Source organism: Listeria grayi (genome assembly GCF_900638015.1).
Classification (GTDB): Bacteria; Bacillota; Bacilli; order Lactobacillales; family Listeriaceae; genus Listeria; species Listeria grayi.
Genome location: NZ_LR134483.1, coordinates 1 through 23,688, shown reverse-complemented (window position 1 = coordinate 23,688; position 23,688 = coordinate 1). Strand labels below are relative to the sequence as shown.

Here is a 23,688-nt window from a genome sequence, read left to right as displayed (position 1 = left end):
AAAGAAGTGCTTTTCGTTGCTATTATTCGATATCTGTTCCATTAGAAGCAATTGTTTTCTTATACCAGTCAAATGATTTTTTCTTCAATCGTTTGTTGGTCCCGTTTCCTTTATTATCTCGATCGACGTAAATAAAACCGTAGCGTTTCTTCATCTCGCCAGTTCCAGCGCTCACAAGGTCGATGCAGCCCCATGGTGTATAGCCGATCAATTCTACGCCGTCTTCGATCGCTTCCCCCATTTCGCGGACATGCTCGCGCATATAGTCAATGCGATAATCGTCCTCGATCGTACCTGCATCAGTAACCGTATCCACTGCTCCTAGCCCATTTTCAACGATGAACAAGGGTTTTTGATAACGGTCGTAGATAAGATTCATTGTGATGCGCAGACCTAGTGGATCAATTTGCCAGCCCCATTCGCTTGCTTTTAGGTATGGGTTGCGCAGGGTTGCGAAAACATTGCCTTCCGTTTCTTTCATTTTTTCAGGATCAGCACTCGTCAATCTGCTGGAGTAGTAGCTGAAAGCGATGTAATCCACGGTGTTTTCTTTTAACACTTCCTTGTCGCCTTCTTCCATGACGATTTCAATGTTGTTTTCTTTGAAGAAGCGATTCGTATAACTTGGATAATAGCCGCGTGACTGTACATCGATGAAGAAATAGCCTTCGCGGTCGGCATTGATGGATTTCCAGACATCATTGGGATTACACGTGAACGGATAGGTGTTCCCAGCCGCCAGCATACAACCTACTTGATTGTCAGGATTGATTTCATGCGCCAGCTTGGTTGCCTTTGCAGATGCTACTAGTTGATGATGCGCCGCTTGATATTTGACTTCTTCTGGATTTGCTTCTTTTGTCACATCCAGAGCCCCACCAAGAAACGGAATATGCAGGATCATGTTGATCTCATTAAATGTCATCCAGTATTTCACTTTATCTTTATAACGTGTGAAGATCGCTTCACAAAAGTTTAAATAAAAATCGATACAGCGTCGATCTTTCCAGCCTCCGTATTTTTTGAAGATCTCCAGCGGTGTATCAAAATGGTTGATCGTCACGACTGGCTCAATGCCGTACTTATGACATTCATCAAATACTTCGTCATAGAATGCTAATCCTTCTTCATTAGGCTCACTTTCATCTCCATTAGGAAAAATCCGTGGCCAGCTGATCGACATCCGGAAACATTTAAAACCCATTTCAGCAAACAAACGAATATCCTCTTTGAAGTGATGATAGAAATCAATGGATTCGTGGCTTGGGTAAAAGCGATACTTTGTGTCTAATGCTTGCGCTGGATTTAGTAGCGCTTCAAACCGGTCTTCTTCTGCAGCTGGAATGATATCCACTAGAGATAAACCTTTTCCACCGTCTAAGTAAGCGCCTTCACTTTGATTCGCAGCTGTCGCTCCTCCCCAGAGAAATCCTTCTGGAAATTGACTTTTTTGTTGATTCATAGTTATTTGCTCCTTTCAATCTGTCTGATTTTAGTATAAATTATGTAATGCATTACAGAGCAAGGATAAAATAAAAAAAGTACTTATTCGGATCACGAATAAGTACTTTAGCTTGCCCAAAAAACGCTCCTCTTCGCTATTACAGCCTAGAATCTGATCATTTGTCGAGCAAACTGGAAATATTTACATTAAATGATTCATATGTCCGATCTCCATGACCCAGTAAGAGCCGATCACGACGATGATCGCGATGAATAGAGCGAACAGGATACCACTTGTGTTGACTTTGCCGTCTTTCCCTTCTGTCATGTGCATGAACATGAAGAGCTGCAACATCGCTTGGATAAATGCGAAAATGAAGATGATAACCACTTTCACGCTATGATCAAGTGTCGAGTAAAGTGCTACCCAAACAGCGAGCAATGTCAGAATGATGGAAAGTGCAAAACCAATGATATGTTGCCAAGGGCCATGAGCTTTATGTGTCTGCGTCGAATTTTTATTTTCCGCCATATTAGTTCACCATCCCATATAGGTAAACACCTGTGAAGATAAAGATCCAAACTACGTCCAAGAAGTGCCAATATAAGCTGGTAATAAATAGTTTCGATGCATTTTTAGGCGTCAAACCTCGTTTAAGTTGAATAAGAATAAAGGTGATCCAGAACAAACCGATTGTTACGTGGAGTCCGTGAGTTCCTAGTAGAACAAAGAAAGAAGACCAGTAAGAACCTACTTGCATGGTCACACCTTCCAAGACGTAATGCGAGAACTCGTAGATTTCAAAACCGACAAAGCCAGCGCCTAGAAGCAACGTGATAATCATATAGACCACGAGCATTTTCACGTTACCTTTGCGCATTTCTCCGATTGCAAGACCACAGGTAAAACTACTTGTTAATAGCAAGAATGTCATTACTAATACAAGCCATAATTCAAACATTTCCGAAGGCGGATGCCCCGCATTCGAACCTGCTTTTTCCATAACGAAATAGGTAGCGAAAAGCGTTGCGAACAAAGCAATTTCCGCTGTCAGGAATGTCCAGAATCCAATGATATTAAGACTTCCTTGTTCCGATTGATACTCTAAAGGACGGTCATCATTTTTCTTTACAGATTCCATGGGTTCCCCTCCTTAACACCAGTTTGCTGTTCTTTTTCGATGTGCGCTTCTGTTGCCACGATTTCTTCGACTTCTACGTGGTAGCCGTCATCGACTTGGAAAGAACGATAGATCATACATGCCAGCGTACCAGCGATACCAATGAATCCGATCCAGTACCAGTAGAAAATGAATCCGAATCCGGCGATGAATAAGAACACCGACATGATAAAGCCTAGCATCGTGTTGCTCGGCATATGGATAGACTTGTAATTTTTATTATCATATTTCTTGCCAGCTTGTTTCATTTCCCAGAAACCATCTAATTCATTCCATTCAGGAAGAACGGCGAAATTATATTTCGGAGGAACTGCTGAACTTGTAGCCCATTCTAACGTACGGCCATCCCAGACATCGCCGGAAACTTCACGTTTAGAATGTTTGAAACTGTAAATGATATTGTAGCAAAGAATCAAGAAACCGATCCCCATGACAAAGGCACCAACTGTAGAAATAAAGTTAAGTGTTGTCCAGCCATCACCTTGCACGTATGTATAAATACGACGAGGCATACCATCAAGGCCTAAGAAATATTGCGGGAAGAAACATACGTTAAATCCGACAACGAAGACCCAGAAGAACCATTTACCGATTTTTTCATTTAATTTATAACCAAACATCTTCGGATACCAATAGATAAAGCCGGCGAAACAAGAGAATACGGTTCCGGCGATCAATACATAGTGGAAGTGAGAAACCAAGAAGTAGGTATTGTGATACTGATAGTCAGCTGCGGCCATCGCAAGCATAACACCCGTTACTCCGCCGACAACGAAATTCGGAATGAACGCTAACGACCAAAGCATTGGTGTCGTGAATGTGATTTTACCTTTATACATGGTGAACAGCCAGTTAAAGATCTTGATCCCTGTAGGTATCGAGATCATCATCGTGGTGATGGAGAAGAATGTATTAACAAGCGCTCCTGAACCCATCGTGAAGAAATGATGGACCCAAACTAAGAAACTTAGTACAGAAATCAGTACAACTGCTGCTACCATTGCTGGATAACCAAATAATTTTTTCTTCGAGAATGTGGAAATAACTTCCGAGAAAATACCGAACGCCGGTAAGACAACGATATATACCTCCGGATGTCCCCAAACCCAGAATAGATTCGCCCACATCATCGGCAAACCACCATTTCCGAGTGTAAAGAACGCTGTGCCGAACAAGTGGTCAAATGTCATCAATGCAAGCGCCACGGTAAGAACCGGGAACGCAAGAATAATAATCAAACATGTCACTAGGACAGTCCACGTGAACATTGGCATTTTCATTAATGTCATGCCTTTGGTTCGCATTCGGATGATTGTTACAAAGAAGTTGATCCCTGTCATCAATGTACCGATACCAGCGATCTGGATCCCCCATAGATAGAAATTGATTCCGTATCCAGGTCCAAATTCCTCTGCCAGCGGTGCATAGTTTGTCCAACCTGCCGCAGGGCTTCCTCCGATAACGAAAGATAAGTTGAATAGCATCGCACCCATGAAGAATAGCCAAAAACTAAGGTTATTCAAGAATGGGAAAGCAACATCTCGCGCTCCGATTTGAAGCGGAACGGCGATATTCATCAAACCAATAATGAAAGGCATCGCCATGAACAAGATCATGATAACGCCATGTGTAGAAAATACTTCGTTATAGTGCTGAGAATCTAAAAATTTCATTCCAGGAAGTGCTAATTGTGTACGCATCATCAGAGCATCAACACCACCGCGGAAGAACATAAGAACTGCTGAGATCAAATACATGATCCCGATTTTTTTATGGTCAACGGAAGAGATCCACTCAGTGATCAGCCATTTCCATTTTTTCGTATAGGTAAGCAAGACGACGACTGCAATCGAAACAAGGGCAATAGATACCTGTGCTCCTAAAATCAGAGGGTCGCCAGTAATGATAAATTCGTTTAATTTCATGACAAATGTTCCCCCTTTTTATTTATCGTCATCTTTTTTATTGAAGTCATTTGTTTGCATATCATCTTCTAATTTTTTCATTTCCTTCTCACGATGTTGATCTGCATGATAGCCTTCGCCGTTTTTGATAAGCTGTGGCTTCATGTTGTGACGTTCAAACTGAGGATTTGTGATTTGAACTTTTCTTGGTGGAAGTAATGGTTCTTTTGCAATATGTTCTTTCACATTTGGATTGTGCGGATTGTTTAATTTATAACCAAAACGCTTGTACGCATAAAATACATATTCCGGATCTGCAGCTGGATCAACAAATGCCAAATGTGTACCTGTATAGGTTTGCTCTTTGGAATGTCCCGGCAAGATCAGACGGTCATATTTATCCTGCGTGATTTTTGGAGCGCTTGATTGTGCCTTTTTGACCCATGCATCAAATTTCTTGTCGCTTTGCGCAACGACTTGGAATTTTTGGTCGGCAAAACCTTCGCCATTAAAATTGGCATTTCTGCCTTTATAAGTACCCGCTTCATCTGCTTGTAAGTACAGATTCATTGTCATACCTGTCATTGCATATTTTTGTCCACCTAATTGCGGTATCCAAAAACTTGTCATCGTATCGACAGAAGTCAATTTAAATAATACAGGGCGGTCGGTTGGGATATTAACATAGTTTACCGTTTCAATCGATTGATCCGGATAACTGAAAATCCATTTCCAATCCGCGCTTGTTGCATAAATAACAAGCGGTTCTTTATGCGAACTTACTTTTGGTGCTTCTTCGGCAGAATAGATCGTCTTAACGGTCGGTATAGATAATGCAATAACGATAATGACTGGAATCAACGTCCATAAGACTTCCAATTTTTTGCTTCCATGCATATTTGGCTCGTAATTAGAATCATCTTTTCGATCACGATACTTAAATAAAATGATCGTGAACAACACGAAAATCGTAAGCACAATAGCTAACATAAAAATAACAGAGTATAAAATCAAGTTAGATTGTTCTTTTGCTACTGGCCCCTTTGGATCAAGTACTGTCAAATCACCACATCCACTAACAAATGCGATAGTAGCAACTATTCCCGTTAGTAGTAATGATTTAAGTAGCTTTGACACTAAAATCCCCTCTTTCCTTTTGATGTGATTGCAGTATTTTGCGCTTAAATACTTTTGCGAAGACATTATAAAAAGTGTATTGTGATTATTTTCCTTTGCAAAGATTGCGCATCGTTCACAATTATATACCCAATAATAACCCAATCATATCTCTATAAGTCCATACTTTCTTATTATAGCTCGTTTTCTTAATTTATACAAAAAATCTACACATATTTTTTATTTCACAAACTTTTTCATTTTTTTAACTAAAGTTTGTGAAATACTTTAATTTATTTGAATTTGCGCAGTTCCTTCTTTAAATGGTAGTGGTTGGATCCCAAGCGCTTTCCATGCTTCTTTCAATTGCAAAGCAGCTTCTTTTGTTTTCGAAAAAGCGATGCCGCAATCTCCCCCGCCTGAGCCAGAGGATTTGCCAACGCCTCCTAATTCCTTCGCGCTATCCGCTAGTTTGCGCAGTAATGCTGTCTCGATCTCCACGCCAGCAGACTGACCTAATTTTTGCAGCCATAAACGATTTTCTGTGATTGCTTCAATCAATATGGTATTATTTTTCTCACGGAAGGCGGTTAAGATTTTTTTGACCGCTTTTTTCGTTCCTTCAATGAATTCTTGATAGCTTGCGTGATTTTCTGCTTTGAATGCAGCAATCTGCGAAACCAATTTCCCTGTACTGACCGGATTCCCCGTCCAGCCTACGGAAAAAATCATTTCCGGAGATTCTAATGGCTCGATTTTTAATTGCGGCCAGTCTGTTTCTAAAAAGTAGTCTAATGTTTTATAAGCCAAACGATGTTTGACCCATTCTTGGTCGAAAGTCGTGTAGGCGATCCAACCCCCATACATACAAGAAGCAATGTCGCCACAAGAACCATTCCCTTGCACGACCAGATGAGATAAGGCAGCAAGTTTAAAGCGTTTGATGATAGAAGTTTCCGGCGCAAAGCGTGCTGTCAAAGCATTTACAACTGCAACGGTAGCGGCAGCGCTGGAACCAAGTCCATACTTCGCCCCTGAGTCATCGATCAATTCTGTTTCGATCACAAGTTTAACAGGACTAAGTGCAATGCCTTCTTTTCTTAAATATGTGGTCACAATATTAATAGCTTCCGCTGTAAAGACCCAATGTTCTCCCTCCGGCTTCAGTTCATCGCCGATTTCCCAAGAAACAGGTTCTTTATAATGCGGAATCCATAATTCATTGCGTTCATGGTCGGTCAATGTCAGAGAAATATACTTATCTACCGCTGTTAAAACGGCCGTATTTCCAGAATCCACCACTGCATATTCTCCAGCTACATAAAGTTTACCGGGCACTTTTACTTTTATCTCATGCTTCATCGATACGCACACTCGCTTCCTCACCTGCGTGGCAAATAAATACGTCTTTTACGACTTTAGTCAATTCGCTAGCAACTAATTTTTCATTTTTCCGCTCACACAATACTTTGACGTTAGGTCCAGCATCCATTGTAAAGTAAGCGGCGATGCCTTGCAACCGTAATTCTCTCACTTTATCCATCACCTGTAAACTTTTAGGTTGGAAATAAGTGAACGGTGGATTGGCTCCCAGAGTAGTAGCATGCATCTTCATGGCATTATGTTCGGTTATTTCCCCGATCGTGATAAAGTCTGCGGCTGCGAAAGCCTCTTTCATTGCAACCAGCTCTTTCTCAGCTTCCTGCACCCATGTTGGAAAGAAAGGGGAGGTTGCTACAGTAGATTGCATACCTAGCCGACTAGGCACCTTTTTCACTTCGTCTGAAACGACAGCTACCACAATGGCTAGGTCTTTCGTTAGTTCACTTGTAAAAGGGACGCCAAAAGAATCTTCGCCATCATCGCGATTGCCTTTTTCCCAGATCACCAAGTCCCCATATAAGGACCGCGAGGCAGATCCAGAACCAAGCCTCGCTAATTTAGAAAGATATTTGCGATCATCATTACGACCAGCTGCAGCAGATCCGGCTAAGGCCAAGGCTGCAAAGGCAGAAGCAGAAGAAGCAAGACCGGCTGCTGTAGGCACATGATTTTCAGAGGAGATCCGCGCAAAACTTGTTAACTGAAATTGCTGTCGCATAATGGATAGGAAGCGGCTCACTTTAGCATCTTCGACTTCTTTCCCATTTAGAATAAAACTGTCCTTTTGCAAAGATTCGTCCCATTCTAAAGCAGTTGTCGTATAAAATTGATCAACTGTCAGCGATAAACTGCTGTTTGCAGGTAACATGAGTGTTTCATCTCGTTTTCCCCAATATTTAATTAATGCCACATTCGTATGTGCTCGGGCGATCGCCTTCATGTTTACCTTCTCCAATCGTAAATATCCATTCTTTGGCAGAACCATTTGCTTGTAAAGCTTTTACTACTTTTTCTGCTATTTCCCTATTTTCTACAATCGAGATCATACAGCCGCCACGACCGCCACCTGTCAATTTCGCTCCATAAGCACCTGCTGATAAGGCTACTTGAATCAAATTTTCCAGTTTCGGATCACTGACTGTTAGTTTTTTCAGGATACTTTGCGAACGATTCATTGCTTCGCCGATCCTTATTTTATCTATATTTGTCTCTAAAAGTTCTTTCATTTCCCGGGAAATACCACCAAGTTCTTTGATCAGCGGCATATATTCCAGAGGTTCCTTTTTACAAAGCACACCAACATCTGCTACTGCAGCTTTTGTCTCACTTGGTATCCCTGTATCTGCTACTACAAAAGTCAATTCTCCTGCAAAATGGATAGTCTCCATATTTTTACCTTTTGCATACCAGACTGGTTTTTCTGTTACTACAGTGATCGCATCCACACCACTTGCATTGCCATGGGCAGCGTCTTCTGCATGATTTACGAGTTTAAGCAGCATTTCTTCTGTAAGTTTTTTTTCATAATAATTATAAAGTCCTCTAGTTACGCTGGTGGCTACTGCAGCACTTGATCCCAAGCCTCGGCCGACCGGAACATCTGACAGCACTTTGACCGTCAATGATTCTGGCTGCTCTAAAAGTTTTTGGATCGATAGGATCAGCCGTTTGATTCCGTCTAAAAAAGGCGGCATTTCTTCGATTGGACCAGTAAAAAAGGTCGAAGCGAATTGATTTTCAGTGGAAGGACTCACTTCCGTTTTGATTAATGCTTGCGTAAAGGGAACTGAAATTGCTGGTTCTCCATATACTACCGCATGTTCTCCAAATAAAATCATTTTTGCAGTCGAAATCCCTGTAGACACTCGAAGCCATCCCTTCCTTGATTAAAATAAGACAGTTACAATCCACGGTGCAGCATAAAGCGTCATGAATAATACGCCAAAATTTATACCTAAGCGGCTGAGCGCACCTGAAACAATTGCTACTAACAATACACCGAATACATTGATCCAGCCACCATCCATATAACTGAGCATCATGACTAATGCAATGAACAATCCAAGAATGGCTTCATGGGGAATATATTTAAAAACAAAACGGCATATCTGCCCAGAATACTTCATTATAACATAATATGTCAGTCCTAAACCAACAATCGAACCGATTGCTGTTGCCCATATAAAGCCGGGCATATCGAGAACATGATGCATATTTCTCCCCAAAGTAAAGACAGGCGGTGCGTTAAATAGCGCATTTGCAGGACCGATCGCGACTGGTGATAAGGGAACACCTAACGCAATAAGGGGAATAAGTAACCCTGCTAAATAGGTCGAATGGGCTAACCCTTCCATGCTGGCTAGGGCTATTTTCGCTTTTTTGATTGGATCTTTTACGCGGCTGACGATTCCCTCACCAAACAGAACTGTCATTCCTACAGGGCTCATAAAAAAGGTAAAGCAGCCTGCCAGCGAAGTGCTCACCGTTGCCCACAATTCTTTACGATCCAACACGCGGAAAGGATTAGGAAAACCTTTTTGATTTTCCGATCTAACAATGGTGATTTCTTTTTTTCCCTGTTTAGGCAGGCTTTCTCGATATTCTTTATTTAATAATGAAATAATACTGAACACCATTGGCCCGATCGTGATTCCTAAGAAAAACGAGATCGTCACTGTTTTATCTGTCGGTAGTGCATGAATTCCCCAATATAAATATCGCAAACCTTCGATCAGAAGTGCGAATGGAAAAATAGCTAAGATCGACAAAAGACGATTTTTACTCAATAACGCTAAAAATAGGGCGCCCACAAAAAATACAGGAGCAGAATATTTGGTTATTACCTCAGACAACGGTGCGAGTGCTCCTGCAAGCAGTAAACTCACCGGCACAGCCACCAACGTTCCGATCGCTGCACCAGAAGCCATTTTTCTAATGCCGATGACAGATTGTCCGGCTTGTTTGAGTGTTAGACCATAGGGAACCATGGGTGACGCCATAACGCCTCCTGGAGTCCCTGCTACGGCTACAGGAACGGCATCCGTCAAATTCAATGTAACAACTGCTGAAACAAAAAAAGCTAGCACAACAACTGGAGGGACGCCCAGTAATACAAGCGCAAGTGTTACTGGTGCTAAAACAGCCGTTTCATCCGTTCCTGGGGCTACTCCAATGATCGTATAAAAACCAGCTGCCAAAACCGCCGCAGCAATCATTTCGAGGACAAGTTGTATCGTCATACTTCTTTTTCCTCCTCTTCCCGGAGTTCACGTTTCGGCTTGATTACGATGCAGGCGATGATAAAACCGATAAATGCGCCACCTAATCCGAAGAAAAGCGGCATTGGTGGTTTGTCAGGCGCAAGAAAATAAGCTCCTAAGGTTAAAGTTACACATATAATAATTGCTATGATCAAGTCTTTAATACGAACAAGATCAGCCCAAATTTCAATATTTTGGTCCTCTTTTTGAGATTTACCCATGAGAAGTACCTCAGCTTTCTGTTTTTTACTTACATTCACCATAATAAGCATTTATCCGGCTTTTTTCAATATAAAAAACAAACCATGATTTCGATTTTTCGCCGAAATCATGGTTTGTTTGCTATTAGGTAAGACGGCTTACATACCGCCCATATAAAATTGGCCTACTACTTGAATAAACGCAGCTTGATTGGTAATCACCCATTTATTTTTGTCGTCTTTATCTGGCTGCAGAGATAATACCGTTTTTATGGTCGAATCGGATAATCCTGCATTTGGTATTTCTTTGATATACAGGTCCATTAATCGATCCATCAATTTTGTCTTATCGGTGGCCAACGAAGCATCTTTTTTGATCTCGTCTTGAAGCCCCTTGATCACATTGTCTTGAACTGTTTTTAAGTCTAGACCTTTCCCTGATATTTCAATTTCCGGTTTTTCTTTATCATCTTTTGTAACTTTTGCAGTATATTTCACTTTTTTCTTTATTTGCTTCACAAGAACTTTGTAAAATTCTTCTACTTTCTCATCAGAAACAGTAGTTTGTGTTTGGCTTTGAAGAGAATTTTTAAAACCGGTTTTAAATCCTTTTTTAAACTCCTTTTCAAATTTTTTGAAATCACCGTCATAAATACTATCTAACTTTTTCGTATCTTCATTGTATAAAAGTGCATTCATTGTCACTTGAGCGGCTTCTTTTGGCTCAACGCGCTTATCTCCACAACCTGCCAATCCTATTACTACAAGAATTGCCATTGCACCTAACAAGATGAAATTTTTTCTAGTTCTCATTGTTTACTTCCTTCCCTTTTTTAATTTCTAAATAAGTATACCAGGAGAACTCATGAAGTTTTCAAAAAGGAAAAAAAGAGAGAATAGACTGATTGAAGGGAGAAAAAAAGTACTTTTATCCTTTTAGTATTTGGAAAGCATTCTTGTATTTTTTATGGCTGGCGTAATAATTACTGGCATGTTCTTTTGTTTTTCTGATTAATCGCGGATCATTACACGTATCGATTTTTTGAAGTAGCTCTGCCATAAGTTTTTCATAACCTATAAAGTCACTGCGTTCATATTTTTCTAACGCTTCCGCATATTGCCAAAAAAATTTCATTTCAAAAAATGAATCCTTTTCCCCTTGAATAATAAGGTTTTTCACAACAGCATATTCCTCAAAACACTCATTTTCAGCAAAATAAACGAGTAGTTTTGGTAAAACAATGCGATCATTATTATCGAATTGCCCACCTTTTTCTAAAACAATCTGATAGACCTTTTGTAATTGAATGCCAAATTTTGCTTTTTCATTTAATTTTTCATAAACTTCTAGCAGTTTAAAGTGAATGGATAATGAAAAACGCTTTTTCATATTGGAAAATTGCTCTCCATAGGAATCCGCTTCTTGTAATTTTTGTTTTGCCTTTTTGTAAAAACCGATCTCAAATTGTACAAATCCTTCTAAATAACAAATCTGCATTAGATTTTCTTGTTTTTCTGCCGGAAGACGACAAGAATACTGCTTTGCCTGATTTAGAGCATGATCCGCCTGTTCATAATCTTCTAAACAGATGCAGCTGATAGCTATCGTCAAGAAATATACGGCTTTGTAGGTTGCTTTTATTGTGGACTGTTCTAAGATTTCTAGACAAGCATTTGCTTTTTTGTAGTCACCATTAAAAAAATTCTTTTGCAGTTGAAAATAATTAAAAGCAGTTTGCAGAAATGCAGGTAATTTGGTTTGTTTTATTTTACGGAGTTGAAAAAGTTTGCGCTCTTCTATTTTTATTGCCGCATCTTCTTTCCATATACGATAATAAACCGCACTCAATAAGCAATAAAAAATCAATTCAAGGTATGTTTTTTCTTTTGCCATTACATACTTGCTTTCTAAACGTTTCAACTTGTCGAGCGCCTTGTGGGTACTGAATTCCATTAAATCTTTATATATTTGCTGTAAATCTGCTAGCAACTTTACTTCATTATTCGTTTCAAGTACTAAAAAATCTTCAGCAATATCGTATCGTTCTGCCAAAAATAATAGCGTTTCAAGAGAAGGTACTTTACGGCATTTTTCAATATTATTCAAGTAAGATACGGAAATGATCCCCTTAGCCGTCTCTGCTAAGGTGTATTCTTTCTCTTTCCGTAGATTTGCTATTCGAATACCAATGAGTTCCATTATTGTTCACTTCCTTGCAATCTCTAATATACAGTATATCGAAAACGGAAACCCTTTTATTAATTTATTTATAAAGAAAATAGTGAAAAACTTGCTCCTTCGCCTTTTTTTCGCCATAATTTTTCAAAAAAACTCCCCAGTTATGGGGAGTTGCTTATGTCTTATATAATTTCTTCTGGCATATTAGTTTTCTGCAAATAATTCAAAAATGCCACTTGCCATTTACTTTCGTTAAAAATCGCGATCGGAATTGCAGGATCATAATGCTGAACAACTGCTATCCATGCTCGTGTCCGAATGGATGTTTGAAGCGTGATCATTTTAATCGATATAAAAATCAGATACACGATCAGTGCAAGTAAAAATACGATCAAACCAATGATTCCTATCGTGAAATCTTGCATAACAAACATTGCTCCGATTACAACAGCTCCCAAAACCAACAAGCCTAAAAACGAAAAAAGTGATTGTTTTAAAAAACGTTTGCGGTAAGTACGATAGACGAGCGTATTTGCCTCGATTTCGATCAATTCTAACTGTTTAATCACATTTCCCTTTATTTTCGTATGTATGTTGTATCGCTCCATAAATATTTTTGCCGCTTCTTTTTCACTTTTGTTATTTTTGGGCATCAAGATCACCAAGATCACAAAAGCAATAATGAAAATTAATTGTATCAACCTATTTCCTCCATTATCCTAAATAATACAGGATCAGCCTAATAGGCAGATCCTGTATTTACTTTTATATTTCATCACTTGGCGGGGTATCTTCAAAACTTTCATCTGGAACTTCTACGATCAGTTCTTCTGAAATTTCTTCTTCCTCGTCTAGGATTTCTTCTTTTGGTACTTTGGCAACTGTGGCTACTTTTTCGTTTTCATCTAAACGGATAAGTTTTACACCCATTGCGCTCCGGCCGGTTTGGGAAACTGTTCCGATCTCGAAACGGATCATAACACCGCTAACTGTCATCAGCATGATATCCTCTTCGCCGGAAACAGTTTTCATTGCTACTAGATTACCGTTTTTCTCAGTGATTGTCACCGTCTTAACGCCCATTCCGCCTCGATTACGAAGTGGATATTGCGCAGCTGGAGTTTGTTTTCCATATCCTTTTTCGGTAACGATCAAGACTTTTTGATCGTCTTCCAGGATTTCCATGCCGATTACTTCATCATCCTCGCGTAAGCGGATTCCACGGACACCAGCGGCAGTTCTACCCATTACACGGATATTATTTTCCGGGAAATAAATCGACTGGCCTTGTTTGGTCGCAATAATAATATTTTTATTGCCATCTGTGATCTGAACGGAGATCAATTCGTCATTTTCTCGTAAATCTACAGCACGCAAGCCGCTTTGGCGAATCTTGGCAAATTGCGAGATATCAGTTCTCTTCACGACACCATGTTTGGTAGTGAAGAATAAATGACTGTTTTCCGTGAATTCAGAAACGTTGATCACCGCATTTACCTGTTCTTGGCTTTCGATGCCTAATAAGTTGATAAGTGGAATCCCTTTAGCTGTACGGCCATATTCAGGGATTTCATAGCCTTTCGCACGGTAAACTTTTCCTGTATTGGTAAAGAAAAGAAGCGTATCATGAGAGCTTGCTGCAACTAAATGTTCTACGAAGTCATCCTCATGAGTCGACATTCCTTGGATACCTCTTCCGCCGCGGCGTTGGCTGCGGTAAGTAGAAAGTGGCAAACGCTTGATGTAACCGCGTTTTGTCAAGGTAATAGCTACTTCTTCTTCTGGGATCAAGTCTTCATCTTCAATGTTGACGATATCGCCTGTTAAAATCTCTGTACGACGCTTATCGGCATATTTGATTTTGATTTCTTCTAATTCTTCGCGAATAATTTCTAAGATGCGCTCTTCATCCGCTAGAACCGCTTTTAAGTCGTTGATCAGAGTCATCAAGTTTTGATACTCTTCTTCGATTTTCGAGCGTTCTAAGCCTGTCAGACGCTGCAAACGCATATCCAAAATAGCTTGCGCTTGTTTGTCGGACAATTGGAATTTTGTCATCAAGCCTTCTTTAGCGGTTTCAGTAGTATTAGAACTACGGATCAAAGCGATCACGGCATCGATGTTATCCAGTGCGATACGCAGACCTTCTAAGATATGCGCTCTTGCTTCTGCTTTGCGCAATTCAAATTCGGTCCGTCTGCGGATCACGATTTTTTGATGTTCTAAGTAATGATATAAGATCTGCTTCAAGTTAAGGACTTTAGGATGATTATCCACCAATGCAAGCATGTTGATCCCGAAAGTCGTTTGTAATGCAGTCATTTTATATAAGTTATTGATGATCACGCTTGCGCTTATATCACGACGGACTTCGATGACGATCCGCATACCAGAACGGTCGGATTCATCATTGATGTCAGTGATGCCGTCGATTTTCTTTTCACGCGCTAATTCTGCGATACGCTCAATCAAACGAGCTTTATTCACTTGATACGGTATTTCCGTGATAATGATCGTTTCTTTGCCATTTTTTTTCTCTTCGATGTCCACGCGTGCACGAACTACGATCGAACCTCGACCAGTTTCATAAGCACGTCTGATTCCGCTTCTTCCCATGATCAATCCAGCTGTCGGGAAATCCGGCCCTGGAATATATTCCATCAATTCGCGAATCTCGATTTCTGGATCGCGGCTGAGCGCCAGAACCCCGTCGATCACTTCACCGAGATGGTGCGTAGGGATATTGGTAGCCATCCCTACAGCGATACCAGAAGACCCATTGACTAGCAGGTTAGGGAAACGCGCTGGTAAAATAACTGGTTCTTTTTCTGATCCGTCATAGTTATCCGCATAATCGATCGTATCCTTATTGATATCTCGCAATAATTCCATCGCGATCTTCGACATTCTTGCTTCTGTATAACGCATCGCTGCAGCCATATCACCATCGACTGAACCGAAGTTACCGTGTCCGTCAACGAGCATGTTTCGATAGCTGAAATGCTGTGCCATCCGAACCATTGTAAAGTAAACGGCTGAGTCACCATGCGGGTGATATTTACCGATTACTTCGCCGACGATACGCGCTGATTTTTTATACGCTTTGTCGGAGGTCATTCCTAGATCGTTCATTGCATAAAGAATACGGCGATGTACTGGTTTTAACCCATCACGCACGTCTGGCAAGGCCCGAGCTACGATAACACTCATTGCGTAATCTAAAAATGATGTCCGCATTTCCTTATTTAAATTGATTTCTGTAACTCTATCGTTTGGTGTTTCCGCCATTTAAGAGAAACCTCCCTTTCAAATTGCCATTCTAGTCCGTATTAAATGTCCAAGTTTTTCACATACTGCGCATTTTCTTCGATAAATTTGCGGCGCGGTTCTACGCGGTCGCCCATCAGCATCTCAAATGTCTCATCCGCATCGATCGCGTCATTGATGTTGACTTGTAGTAATGTCCGGTGTTCCGGATTCATTGTTGTTTCCCAAAGTTGTTCTGGATTCATTTCGCCCAGACCTTTATAACGTTGGATCGCATATTTTGTGTCGCTGCCGATGGAAGCAAGGTAATCATCTAATTGTTTATCTGTGTAAACATATTCTACTTCTTTGCCGTGCTTGATTTGATAAAGCGGTGGCTGAGCGATATAGATGTAGCCTGCATCAAGGAGCGGACGCATATAGCGGTAAAACAGGGTGAGCAACAGCGTACGAATATGTGCGCCGTCGACATCGGCATCGGTCATGATGATCAATTTGTGATAACGTGCTTTCGCTACATTGAAATCGCCGCCAAAACCTGTTCCCATGGCTGTAAAGATCGTTCTGATCTCTTCATTTGCAAGGATTTTATCTAAACGCGCTTTTTCAACGTTCAAAATCTTACCGCGAATCGGCAGGATCGCTTGGAATAAACGGTCACGTCCTTGTTTTGCAGAACCGCCGGCCGAGTCGCCCTCAACGATGTATAATTCGCTGATTTCTGGGTTACGGGAAGAACAGTCTGCCAGTTTACCCGGCAAGTTGGAAATTTCCAATCCGCTTGTTTTACGGGCTACATCACGTGCACGCTTAGCTGCCATACGCGCACGAGAAGCCACAACGCCCTTCTCAACGATTTTTTTGCCGACATCCGGGTTTTCCATCATAAATTTATTTAAAGCCTCTGAGAAGAGTTTATCGGTAATTGTACGAGCTTCTGAATTTCCCAGTTTAGTTTTTGTTTGACCTTCAAATTGCGGGTTCGGGTGTTTGATCGAAATGATCGCTGTCAATCCTTCCCGAACATCTTCCCCGGACAGGTTATCATCGCTATCCTTAAATAGCTTGTTACGGCGCGCATAATCATTGATAACACGTGTCAGAGCAGTTTTAAAACCGGATTCATGGGTTCCACCTTCATAGGTATGGATATTGTTGGCAAACGAGATCAGATTGCTGGCAAATCCTGTGTTGTACTGCATGGAGATTTCAACCATGATATCCTCACGTTCCCCTTCTAAGTAGATCGGTGGCTCGTGAATGACTTCTTTGGATTTATTCAAATGTTCGACATAAGAACGAATCCCACCTTCATAGTGATAATCTTTGCGTACTTGATGCTCCTCACGTTTATCTTCGATCGAGATTCGTAAATTTTTATTTAAAAAGGCAAGTTCTCTTGCGCGCGTACGTAAGGTATCAAAATCAAATACTGTTGTTTCTGTGAAAATTTCAGGATCTGGTTTGAAATGGACGATTGTCCCGCGGTAGTCTGTTTCGCCGCGTTCTTCCATATCCATAACGACATTTCCTTGTTCAAAACGTTGATAATACTTTTGACCATCACGGTGGACATATACTTCCAGATCCGTCGATAAAGCATTCACGACCGAAGCCCCTACGCCATGCAGACCGCCGGATACTTTATATCCGCCGCCGCCGAATTTACCACCGGCATGCAGTACTGTGAAAATAACTTCGACTGTTGGGCGGCCGACTTTTTCATTGATACCAGTGGGGATCCCCCGGCCGTTATCTCTTACTGTAATACTATTATCTTCTTCAATCGTAATCTCGATCTCCGAACAGAAACCTGCTAATGCTTCATCGATCGCATTATCCACGATTTCCCACACTAAATGATGCAGCCCGCGTTGACTTGTGGAACCGATATACATCCCTGGACGTTTACGAACAGCTTCTAATCCTTCTAATACTTGTATTTGATCATCGTTATAATCAGAGGCATTACTTTGTACATTTGTAATATTCTCTTCTGACATTAAAAATTCACCGCACTTTCTTCAAATTTCTGTTAGCTTTTTTCTACGCTACCTTGTGTCACTGTATAAGTAGTGGCTTGTTTGATCGTATTATGATCGATGCCGCTTATATTTGTTGTCGTCACAAACGTTTGTACTTTTCCTTCGATCGCACCTAGTAAATGAGATTGTCTGAAATCATCCAATTCACTGAGGACGTCATCTAATAATAGAACCGGATATTCTCCGATCTCTTCTTTAAGCAGATCGATTTCTGCCAATTTGATCGATAAAGCAGTCGTTCGTTGCTGGCCTTGCGAACCAAATACTTGAACATCCTGCTCGTTGATATAAAAATGAAGGTCGTCACGGTGCGGACCGATAAGTGTCACGCCTCGTTCCAACTCGCGTTTTTTATTTTTTTGCAGTTTTTCCATGACGCTTGTCTTCGTTGACTCGTCTGTTTCCTGCAAATCAATGGATGCTGCATAGCGAATCGTCAGCTGCTCTAGCTCGCGCGATATTTGATAATGCAGAGGGGCGGCAAAACGAATGAGTTTTTTTACAAATTCACTTCTCCGTTTGGTGATCGTGATCGCGATCTCTGCAAATTGTTCATTTAAGATATCCAACATGATTGGATCTGCCTTTTTGCTCATCTGTGCTGCTTTTAAATATTGATTGCGCTGCTGCAAGACTCGCTGATACTGACTCAATTCGTGTAAATAAACGGGCTGCATTTGAGCGATTTCCATATTCAAAAAGCGTCTGCGCACGCCGGGAGCGCCTTTTACCAATGACAGATCTTCTGGAGCGAACATAACTACATTCAGATTACCCACATATTGGCTCAGCTTCTTTTGCTCTAAGTGATTGACCTTTGCTTTTTTTCCTTTTGGGGTGATCATCAATTCAAGCGGAACGGATTGGCTGCGCCTGAATACTCTACCTTCGATCTTTGCTTCTTCGGAATCCCAGTTGATGAAGTCTTTATCGTTTGCGGTTCGATGCGACTTGGCTAATGCCAACATCAAAATGGCCTCTAATAAATTCGTCTTTCCCTGAGCATTTTCCCCTAGAAAGACATTGACTGCCGGAGAAAAATCAACTTCTAAAAAAGGGTAATTGCGGAAATTTCTCAGTACCATATTTTCTAAATGCATATGTGTTTTATTCCTAACATAAAAAATTAGTCTTGCTCAATTTTCAATTTACCTTTGCCTGGAATGAGTACAATGTCGCCGTTTCTTAATTTTCTGCCACGTCTATTATCCTGTTCGCCGTTGATATAGATCGGGTGCTCGCTGAGAAAAGCTTTTGCCATCCCTCCGGTAGAAACTACATCGACCATTTGTAAAAATTGACCAAGTGTTACATATTCACTGTTTATTTTTACCGTATCAGCCAAAATGTCACGTCCATTCTTTTTTGTTTCTTAATTCTATTTTACTAAAGATTTGGGAATAATACAAAATAATTTTTTCAGAAACGGTTTATTTCCGTTTTTTAGTTAAAATAGTATCCCCCTACTATTTTATAAAAAAGCTAAAAAAACGACTTCTGCGCCGTTTAAATGAAAGGGATAAGAAAAAGCGAAATCTAACAAGGATTTCGCTTTTTCTGCTTATATGAATCTATTATACCATAATTATGGGTTTATTTCTTCACGTTCTTGCCTGACAACTGCTTTTTTCATCCAGTTTCCGGAGCTATAGCGCCAGACACCTAAGCAGGTTGCTGTGATCCATGCTACCGGAGTCGCCCACCATAATCCTAGATAGCCCATCACGAGTGATAGGGCAAATCCGATCGCTAACCGGGAAACTAATTCAAAGATACCCATCGCAAGTGGCACGATCGCATCGCCAGTGCCGCGCAGTGTTTCCCGTACAACGAATAAAATACCTACGACGACATAGAATAACGATACTACCACTAAATAGCTCATACCGATCTTGATAACTTCGGTTTCTTTTGCATCCACAAAGAGTAATAGAAACTGTTTGGCGAATAATTGGACTAAGATCGTGATAATGATGCTGATGATCGTTACTACTTTGATTCCTGCCCAATAACCTTTCTTGACACGATCGATTTTTCCCGCTCCCATATTTTGTCCGGCGAACATGGAAGAAGCTTGCCCGAAAGCTATCCCCGGCTGATAGGTAAGCGAATCGATCCGGCTTGCAGCAGTGTAAGCCGCTACGACAGCAGAACCAAAACCATTGATCAATGTCTGCAGGATCATATTCCCAACTGAGATAAACGACCCCTGCAATCCGGAAGGCAATCCGATCCGGATCATTTCTTTGAGCAAAGAAGGTGTCACTTTAAATTTTGCTCGTTCGATCCGCATAAACGGAACGTGACGATAAGCATAGTAAATACATAAAATAGCGGCAATAAACTGTGATAGTACAGTTGCGAGCGCTGCCCCGCGAACACCCATATGCCAATAAACAACGAGTAAAAAATCCAAGCCGATATTCAGCAAAGAAGAAAAAATCAAAAAGAGGAGTGGCGTGAATGAATTTCCGAGTGCTCTTAGAATAGCTGCGATCCCGTTATATAAACTCATCGGGAGAATACCGATAAACAAAGTAGTCAAGAAAATAGTCGCATCATCCATTATTTCCGGCGGCGTGCGCAAGAGAAGCAGTAATGGTTTCGCGAGAAGAATGCCGAGAACAGTCAGTACGATAGCCGTGACCACTACAGCATAAGTGGCGGTAGCGATTACATCTTTCAGTTTGTCAAAATCTTTATAGCCGAAATATTGTGCTACGACTACAGAAACTCCGCTCATTAAACCAATGATCAGTGAGATCATAAAGAAATTGATGGAATTGGTTGCACCGACTGCAGCTAAAGCATCGACATTAACGAATTTACCGACAATCATGGCATCGATCATGGTATAGAATTGCTGAAACAAATTTCCAATAAAAATAGGCAATGCAAATAAAAAGATGATCTTGGTGGGATTCCCAGTCGTCATATCTTTCATCATTATTGGCAGACACTCCTTTCTTATAAACAATAAAAAAGACCCGCCGTCTAAATGGCGGATCTCCTTTTTTAATAAGTTCTTACTGGTGTGATCAATTGTAAGATTTCATTTGGATTCGTAGCATCTTTCGGTCTGATAACAAACGGCCGCATCGTGCCTGCAAAGGAAATGACGATATCGTCACCTTCAAATGCGCGCAACGCATCCATCATATATTTACCATTGAATGATATTTTAAGCTCTTCGCCAGAAAATTGCTGACTGAAAACACGTTCCGAAACGTTCCCGATTTCTGGTGAGTTAGAAGAAACTTCCACCTGACCGCTTTCTAAAGTCGAAAGTTTGATAACGTTGTTGCGGTTTTCTCTAGCCAACAATGACGCCCGGTCGATCGCTTGTAGGAAAGATTTAGAATTAATGACAAGTTCAGACTTGATGTCTGTAGGGATCAAACGAGAAGTATCTGGATAGCTGCCTTCTAAAAGTCTCGAATAGAATAGCAGATCTTTTAGTTTGAATAAAATTTGATTGTTCGCGATCACCATTTCGATCGATTCACTGGCATCATCCAAGATCTTGTTTAATTCTGACAAGCTTTTTCCTGGGATGACGACATTGTAATCTTCTTCCAAGGAAGTTTCCAGCGGTATTTCGCGTAACGCAAGTCGGTGGCTGTCTGTTGCGACAGCTGTAAGCAAGTTTTCCTTGATCAACCAGTTTACACCGGTCAATACAGGTCTTACTTCGATGGCAGAAACCGCGAAAACGGTTTGACGGATAATATTTTTAAGAACATTGATCGGTAAAATGATCTTCTTACCGTCCGTTACTTCTGGTAGTTTTGGATATTCCAAAGGATCGAGCCCATTTAATGTAAAGGAAGCTTGCCCGGAACGAATGTTGGTTTGGTAGCTGCTGACTACTTCGAGTTCTACATTTTCATCCGGTAAACGACGAACGATATCGCCGAAATATCTAGCTTGTAAAACGATCCCGCCGAAAGATTCTACTTCGACGATCACTTCATCGTTATCAATAAGTGGAATAAATGCTTCGATGGAAATATCAGAATCACTACCGGTCAAAGTGACACCTTCATCGTTGACGGTAATTTTTATTCCTGTAAGTATCGGTATCGTTGTGCGAGATGAAATAGCACGAGAGACTTCATTAACAGCTTGGACAAGACGATCACGTTTAATTATGAATTTCATGAGTAACCTCCAGATTTTATAGAATTATAGTCTTAATTAATTAATAAAAAATAGTAGTAATAGTAATAGGCGCTGTGGATAAGTGGATAAGTGCTGTGGAAATAGATTTTAAAAAGTTTTCCACATGTTGATAACTTGTTGGTAACTTTATTTTGTTATCCACAATTTTCACAGGAAGCTAGCGCAACTGCTTTTCGATTTCAGCAATATCATTTTTTAGATTCATATCGCTTTTTATCAATTGCGTGATTTTTTCATGGGCATGAATGACAGTGGTGTGATCTCGTCCACCAAATTCATCGCCGATTTTCGGCAACGATGCATCCGTCAATTCACGAGATAGATACATCGCGATCTGTCTTGGATAGGCAATGCTTTTCGTGCGTTTTTTAGCTTTGAAATCTTCTAAGCGAACATGATAATATTCGCCGACCGCTGCTTGGATCGCTTTGATCGTGATCACAGTCGGTTTATTGTTTGGAATAATATCTTTAAGTGCTTCTGCGGCAAGGCCAGCAGTAATATCTTTGTTGACAAGTGACGAGTAGGCCACGACCCGGATAAGCGCACCTTCTAATTCCCGGATATTTGAATCGATCTGATTAGCGATGTAAAGCATGACTTCATTAGGAATATCTAATCCGTCCGCTTTTGCTTTTTTACGCAGAATCGCGATCCGAGTTTCCAGATCCGGCGGTGTGATATCTGTTATCAAACCCCATTCAAAGCGGGAACGAAGTCGGTCTTCGAGTGTAGGGATCTCTTTAGGCGGTCTGTCACTGGAAATGATAATTTGTTTTTGTTCGTCATATAAAGTGTTGAAGGTGTGGAAGAATTCTTCCTGGGTTCCTTCTTTTCCGGCTAAAAATTGAATATCATCGATGAGCAAAACATCGACATTACGATACTTAGCACGGAATTCTTCCGATTTGTTATCGCGGATCGAACTAATAAATTCATTGGTGAATTTTTCACTAGATAAGTACATGACATTAGCATTTTCTTTGTGCTGCTGCACATAATGACCAACGGCATGCATCAAATGCGTTTTCCCTAAACCAACACCTCCGTAAATAAATAGCGGATTATAGGCTTTTGCAGGTGCTTCGGCCACTGCCAAAGAAGCCGCATGGGCGAAACGATTTCCAGATCCAATGACGAATGTATCAAAAACATAACGCGGATTGAGCATATGTTTGCTGTTTTCCGGATTTTCTTCTATATCATCTAAATGTTTTTTAGGAGTGACATATTCAAATTTTTCTTCTTGTTCTCCATCAATGAACTGAACATCATACGTATTGCCAGTTATTTCTTGTAAAATGGTGGCAATAAATTGGGTATAACTTTTTTCCAGCCAATCCCGTACAAAATTATTTGGCGCGGAAATAATAAAATGATTTCCCTCTAATGAATGGGCGGTGGTAGATTTCATCCAAGTATCATAACTAGGCTTACTCATATTCTTTTTGACCACTTGAAGTGCCTCTTGCCAAATAGCTTCTATTGATTGCAATAATATCCCTCCCTTATCTATGTAAGAAACCAT

20 protein-coding genes are annotated in these 23,688 nt (G+C 40.7%); all 20 read right to left on the bottom strand.

Annotated elements, in window-relative coordinates:
• Positions 1 to 22: 22 nt before the first annotated feature.
• Entirely contained in the window at positions 23 to 1,462 is a 1,440-nt protein-coding gene (locus EL241_RS00100) for a 6-phospho-beta-glucosidase (RefSeq protein WP_036105255.1), read from the bottom strand.
• A gap of 183 nt (positions 1,463 to 1,645) precedes the next feature.
• Entirely contained in the window at positions 1,646 to 1,975 is a 330-nt protein-coding gene (gene qoxD, locus EL241_RS00095; RefSeq protein WP_003756760.1) for a cytochrome aa3 quinol oxidase subunit IV, read from the bottom strand.
• A gap of 1 nt (position 1,976) precedes the next feature.
• Entirely contained in the window at positions 1,977 to 2,585 is a 609-nt protein-coding gene (gene qoxC, locus EL241_RS00090) for a cytochrome aa3 quinol oxidase subunit III (protein ID WP_036105258.1), read from the bottom strand.
• On the bottom strand, positions 2,573 to 4,549 hold the full coding sequence (gene qoxB / locus EL241_RS00085; protein ID WP_003756764.1) for a cytochrome aa3 quinol oxidase subunit I: 1,977 nt from the start codon (positions 4,547 to 4,549) through the stop codon (positions 2,573 to 2,575). Before qoxB ends, qoxC begins: the two co-directional genes overlap by 13 nt.
• An 18-nt stretch (positions 4,550 to 4,567) precedes the next feature.
• The gene (qoxA, locus tag EL241_RS00080; protein ID WP_036105261.1) at positions 4,568 to 5,665 is read right to left on the bottom strand and encodes a cytochrome aa3 quinol oxidase subunit II; all 1,098 of its coding nucleotides are present in this window, start codon (positions 5,663 to 5,665) and stop codon (positions 4,568 to 4,570) included.
• A gap of 267 nt (positions 5,666 to 5,932) precedes the next feature.
• Positions 5,933 to 7,006, bottom strand: a complete 1,074-nt coding sequence (locus tag EL241_RS00075; protein WP_036105264.1) for a phosphomevalonate kinase — start codon at positions 7,004 to 7,006, stop codon at positions 5,933 to 5,935.
• Positions 6,996 to 7,967: a diphosphomevalonate decarboxylase gene (gene mvaD / locus EL241_RS00070; protein WP_036105267.1), complete on the bottom strand. Its 972-nt coding sequence runs from the start codon at positions 7,965 to 7,967 to the stop codon at positions 6,996 to 6,998. Before mvaD ends, EL241_RS00075 begins: the two co-directional genes overlap by 11 nt.
• Entirely contained in the window at positions 7,924 to 8,892 is a 969-nt protein-coding gene (gene mvk, locus EL241_RS00065) for a mevalonate kinase (RefSeq protein WP_126320237.1), read from the bottom strand. The genes mvaD and mvk overlap by 44 nt, the downstream gene beginning before the upstream one ends.
• Before the next feature lie 21 nt (positions 8,893 to 8,913).
• Positions 8,914 to 10,266, bottom strand: a complete 1,353-nt coding sequence (locus EL241_RS00060; protein WP_126320236.1) for a tripartite tricarboxylate transporter permease — start codon at positions 10,264 to 10,266, stop codon at positions 8,914 to 8,916.
• Positions 10,263 to 10,559: a hypothetical protein gene (locus tag EL241_RS00055; RefSeq protein ID WP_232020835.1), complete on the bottom strand. Its 297-nt coding sequence runs from the start codon at positions 10,557 to 10,559 to the stop codon at positions 10,263 to 10,265. The genes EL241_RS00060 and EL241_RS00055 overlap by 4 nt, the downstream gene beginning before the upstream one ends.
• 87 nt (positions 10,560 to 10,646) lie before the next feature.
• The gene (locus EL241_RS00050) at positions 10,647 to 11,300 is read right to left on the bottom strand and encodes a DUF5105 domain-containing protein (RefSeq protein WP_126320235.1); all 654 of its coding nucleotides are present in this window, start codon (positions 11,298 to 11,300) and stop codon (positions 10,647 to 10,649) included.
• 115 nt (positions 11,301 to 11,415) lie between these two features.
• Positions 11,416 to 12,687, bottom strand: a complete 1,272-nt coding sequence (locus EL241_RS00045; RefSeq protein ID WP_036105271.1) for a helix-turn-helix domain-containing protein — start codon at positions 12,685 to 12,687, stop codon at positions 11,416 to 11,418.
• Between the two features lie 161 nt (positions 12,688 to 12,848).
• A complete protein-coding gene (locus tag EL241_RS00040) occupies positions 12,849 to 13,367 on the bottom strand; it encodes a hypothetical protein (RefSeq protein ID WP_036105273.1) in 519 nt (172 codons plus the stop codon).
• Positions 13,368 to 13,431: 64 nt separating this feature from the next.
• A complete protein-coding gene (gene gyrA, locus EL241_RS00035; RefSeq protein ID WP_126320234.1) occupies positions 13,432 to 15,954 on the bottom strand; it encodes a DNA gyrase subunit A in 2,523 nt (840 codons plus the stop codon).
• Between the two features lie 41 nt (positions 15,955 to 15,995).
• Positions 15,996 to 17,936 carry a DNA topoisomerase (ATP-hydrolyzing) subunit B gene (gyrB, locus tag EL241_RS00030; protein WP_003756782.1) on the bottom strand — a complete coding sequence of 647 codons (1,941 nt, stop codon included), beginning with the start codon at positions 17,934 to 17,936 and terminating at the stop codon, positions 15,996 to 15,998.
• Between the two features lie 32 nt (positions 17,937 to 17,968).
• Positions 17,969 to 19,078: a DNA replication/repair protein RecF gene (gene recF / locus EL241_RS00025; RefSeq protein WP_126320233.1), complete on the bottom strand. Its 1,110-nt coding sequence runs from the start codon at positions 19,076 to 19,078 to the stop codon at positions 17,969 to 17,971.
• A 26-nt stretch (positions 19,079 to 19,104) separates the two neighbouring features.
• The gene (gene yaaA / locus EL241_RS00020) at positions 19,105 to 19,323 is read right to left on the bottom strand and encodes a S4 domain-containing protein YaaA (protein WP_036105278.1); all 219 of its coding nucleotides are present in this window, start codon (positions 19,321 to 19,323) and stop codon (positions 19,105 to 19,107) included.
• 240 nt (positions 19,324 to 19,563) lie between these two features.
• On the bottom strand, positions 19,564 to 20,925 hold the full coding sequence (locus EL241_RS00015) for an MATE family efflux transporter (protein ID WP_036105280.1): 1,362 nt from the start codon (positions 20,923 to 20,925) through the stop codon (positions 19,564 to 19,566).
• 68 nt (positions 20,926 to 20,993) lie between these two features.
• Positions 20,994 to 22,139 carry a DNA polymerase III subunit beta gene (dnaN, locus tag EL241_RS00010; protein WP_003756791.1) on the bottom strand — a complete coding sequence of 382 codons (1,146 nt, stop codon included), beginning with the start codon at positions 22,137 to 22,139 and terminating at the stop codon, positions 20,994 to 20,996.
• Positions 22,140 to 22,317: 178 nt separating this feature from the next.
• Positions 22,318 to 23,655, bottom strand: a complete 1,338-nt coding sequence (gene dnaA / locus EL241_RS00005; protein WP_036105285.1) for a chromosomal replication initiator protein DnaA — start codon at positions 23,653 to 23,655, stop codon at positions 22,318 to 22,320.
• Positions 23,656 to 23,688: the final 33 nt, after the last annotated feature.

What these genes read in the sequence shown, in the direction of transcription:
- gyrB (WP_003756782.1), bottom strand. Translation starts at nt 17,936, where the DNA reads ATGTCAGAAGAGAATATTACAAATGTACAAAGTAATGCCTCTGATTAT.
- dnaN (WP_003756791.1), bottom strand. Translation starts at nt 22,139, where the DNA reads ATGAAATTCATAATTAAACGTGATCGTCTTGTCCAAGCTGTTAATGAA.
- EL241_RS00050 (WP_126320235.1), bottom strand. Translation starts at nt 11,300, where the DNA reads ATGAGAACTAGAAAAAATTTCATCTTGTTAGGTGCAATGGCAATTCTT.
- qoxC (WP_036105258.1), bottom strand. Translation starts at nt 2,585, where the DNA reads ATGGAATCTGTAAAGAAAAATGATGACCGTCCTTTAGAGTATCAATCG.
- gyrA (WP_126320234.1), bottom strand. Translation starts at nt 15,954, where the DNA reads ATGGCGGAAACACCAAACGATAGAGTTACAGAAATCAATTTAAATAAG.
- EL241_RS00045 (WP_036105271.1), bottom strand. Translation starts at nt 12,687, where the DNA reads ATGGAACTCATTGGTATTCGAATAGCAAATCTACGGAAAGAGAAAGAA.
- recF (WP_126320233.1), bottom strand. Translation starts at nt 19,078, where the DNA reads ATGCATTTAGAAAATATGGTACTGAGAAATTTCCGCAATTACCCTTTT.
- EL241_RS00100 (WP_036105255.1), bottom strand. Translation starts at nt 1,462, where the DNA reads ATGAATCAACAAAAAAGTCAATTTCCAGAAGGATTTCTCTGGGGAGGA.
- qoxD (WP_003756760.1), bottom strand. Translation starts at nt 1,975, where the DNA reads ATGGCGGAAAATAAAAATTCGACGCAGACACATAAAGCTCATGGCCCT.
- EL241_RS00015 (WP_036105280.1), bottom strand. Translation starts at nt 20,925, where the DNA reads ATGATGAAAGATATGACGACTGGGAATCCCACCAAGATCATCTTTTTA.
- EL241_RS00055 (WP_232020835.1), bottom strand. Translation starts at nt 10,559, where the DNA reads ATGCTTATTATGGTGAATGTAAGTAAAAAACAGAAAGCTGAGGTACTT.
- EL241_RS00075 (WP_036105264.1), bottom strand. Translation starts at nt 7,006, where the DNA reads ATGAAGCATGAGATAAAAGTAAAAGTGCCCGGTAAACTTTATGTAGCT.
- EL241_RS00060 (WP_126320236.1), bottom strand. Translation starts at nt 10,266, where the DNA reads ATGACGATACAACTTGTCCTCGAAATGATTGCTGCGGCGGTTTTGGCA.
- mvaD (WP_036105267.1), bottom strand. Translation starts at nt 7,967, where the DNA reads ATGAAGGCGATCGCCCGAGCACATACGAATGTGGCATTAATTAAATAT.
- qoxB (WP_003756764.1), bottom strand. Translation starts at nt 4,549, where the DNA reads ATGAAATTAAACGAATTTATCATTACTGGCGACCCTCTGATTTTAGGA.